This is a genomic window from Jatrophihabitans sp., assembly GCF_036389215.1.
Taxonomy (GTDB): Bacteria; Actinomycetota; Actinomycetes; order Mycobacteriales; family Jatrophihabitantaceae; genus Jatrophihabitans_A.
Genome location: NZ_DASVQG010000170.1, coordinates 1 through 2,268, shown reverse-complemented (window position 1 = coordinate 2,268; position 2,268 = coordinate 1). Strand labels below are relative to the sequence as shown.

At 70.1% G+C, this 2,268-nt stretch carries 3 protein-coding genes; all 3 read right to left on the bottom strand.

The genetic code is table 11. The annotated features are described in order from the left end of the window. Positions 1 to 1,270 (bottom strand): DsbA family protein (locus VF542_RS08700; RefSeq protein ID WP_408651308.1); only part of this gene is annotated, 1,270 nt, incomplete at its 3' end. Between the two features lie 13 nt (positions 1,271 to 1,283). Further along, positions 1,284 to 1,970: an SCO family protein gene (locus VF542_RS08695; RefSeq protein WP_408651307.1), complete on the bottom strand. Its 687-nt coding sequence runs from the start codon at positions 1,968 to 1,970 to the stop codon at positions 1,284 to 1,286. Beyond that, on the bottom strand, positions 1,971 to 2,268 hold a 298-nt coding region (locus tag VF542_RS08690), incomplete at its 5' end, for a copper chaperone PCu(A)C (protein WP_408651306.1). It abuts the gene before it with no gap.

Here is a 2,268-nt window from a genome sequence, read left to right as displayed (position 1 = left end):
CCTTGGCCAGCGCCGCGGAGATGGCGCTGTCGATCTGGGCCACCGTCACCACGCTGTCGCCCGAACCCACCCGCGACCCGGCCACGAACACCGCCGGAGTGCCGTTGACCCCCCGCTTGGACGCGGCCTCGGTGACCCCGGCCACCAGCTCCTTGTGCTCGTTGGAGGTCACGCAGGTGGAGAAGTCGGCGCTGGTGATGCCGGCGTCCTTGCCCCAGGCGATCAGCTGGGAGTCCGGCCGGCCGTTGCTGTTCTCAGCCGGCTGGTTGTTCTGGCCGCCCGACTTCCCGAACAGGATGTCGTGGAACTTCACGAACGCCTCGGGGCTCTGTTCGGAGGCGCAGTAACCGGCGTTCGCCGCCCGGGATGAGTACTTGTTGCCGTTGGACAGCGAGTCCAGGAACGACATCACGTGGTAGTTGACCTTGATGTTCGTGGCCTTGACCTTCGCCGCGAGGTCCGTGGCCAGCCCGCTCTGCTCCAGGGTGTTGCAGATCGGGCACTGGAAGTCCTCATAGACATCCACCAGCACCGGCGCCTGCTGGTTGCCGACCTTGACCCCGGTCGCGCTGGTGGCGGTCGGGGTGTCGACATCCGAGGAGATCTTGGCGCGGTTGCCCTGCACCCCGGCCCCGATCAAGGTCACCAGCAGCACCACCGCCGCCGCCCCGGCGGCGATGTAGCGCTGCTTGTAGCGCAGCTCGGCCTCGGCGGCGGCCACCGCGGCCCGGTACCGGCGGACGTTCTTCTCCAGCCTGCGCTGCTTGGGCGTGAGCTCGGGCACCCGCTCGGAGGCGATGATCGCCTCGTCGACGGACAGCCTCGTCACCGGCCAGCGGATCAGGAACGCCGACAGCGCCAGCAGCCCCAGGTCCCGCAGGATGTCCAGGGTGTAGCTCGTCGAGGTGGACGGGCCGCCGCCACCGCCGAAGCAGCCGCACTGGATCTCCAGGCCGCGGGCGGCCGCCTGCACGATGCCGACCAGGAACACCACCAGCAGCGCCGCGCTGACGATCGCGGCGTACCGGGTGATCAGGCCGATCAGCAGCAGTACCGCCAGCACCAGCTCCAGCGTCGGCAGCCCGTAGCCGATCGCCTTGCTCAGCCACTCCGGGGTGGCGTCGTAGGCACGCACCACCTGGACGAAGCGGCGCGGGTCACCGATCTTGGCCAGCGCGGCCCAGCCCCACACCGCCGCGAGCACCACCCTGACGACCAGCCCGGCCAGGCTCAGTTGATCCCGCCGGGTGGTCAGCGCTGGGAACCTCACGTCGTTGAACCCCTTACTTGGTCTCCGCCACCAGTGGCAGGTCGTGGGCGACCTGCGCGGCTTCGTTGTTGCTCTGCAGGAACGCCACCCGTGCGTAGTCGTCCGTACCATAGAGCAGCACTTGGGACGAATGGGTCTGCCCCTCGTCTTCGGCGAGTGTCACATGCGCCGCCACCTGTGCGGCGTCGATCTCCGACTGGCTCCCGCGCAGGCCGATGAACCTGTTCGGCAGCCCGGGATCGAACTTGGCGAGGTAGCTCTTGATCACCGCGGCGCTGTCCCGCTTGACATCGGTCGTCACGAACACCACCCGGGTCTGCTTGCGGACCTCCTCGGGCACCTGGCGCAGGCCGTTGGCGATGTCGGCCAGGGTGGTGGGGCAGACGTCCGGGCAGGTGGTGTACCCGAAGAACAGCAGGGTCGGCTTGCCGGCGGTCTCGGTGCCGAACCGGAACTCCCGCCCCGCGGTGTCGGTCAGGCTGAACTGCGGCCGCGGCTGCGGCGGCACCAGCCCCAGCCCCTGGTAGGTGCTGTCGGTGTGGTCGTTGAGCTCGCTGGGACCCGGCGTGGCGGTACCACTCGACCCGCCCGAGCCGCCCGAGCCGCCCGAGCCGCCCGAGCCGCCGGACCCGCAGCCCGCGGCGAGCAGCACGGCCAGCAGGCCGGCAAGAACCGCCCCGACGGCGCGCAACCGGTTCATCTACGGCCCCTCGGCGGTGGGAGCCGGTGCTGCCACCGCGATCACCGGGGCGGTCAGCAGCAGCTCCCCGGCCTTGGCGAAGGTGAGTTGGAAGTTCACGTTCTGGCCCGGCTTCAGCGGGCCGTAGAGCTTCTCGATCATGACGTGCCCCTTGCCCGGCGAGAGCGTGACGCTGCCGCGCGCCGGGATGCTCAGCCCGGTGCTCTGCTGCATCCCACCCGAGGACTCGGTGTGCAGGGTGGTCTGCTCGCCGGCCCCGGACGCGACCGTGGTGAGCACGTCCGGGGTGGCGGTGGTG

Bases quoted from the DNA above. Each gene is read 5' to 3' on its own strand.
- VF542_RS08695 (WP_408651307.1), bottom strand. From the start codon at position 1,970: ATGAACCGGTTGCGCGCCGTCGGGGCGGTTCTTGCCGGCCTGCTGGCC.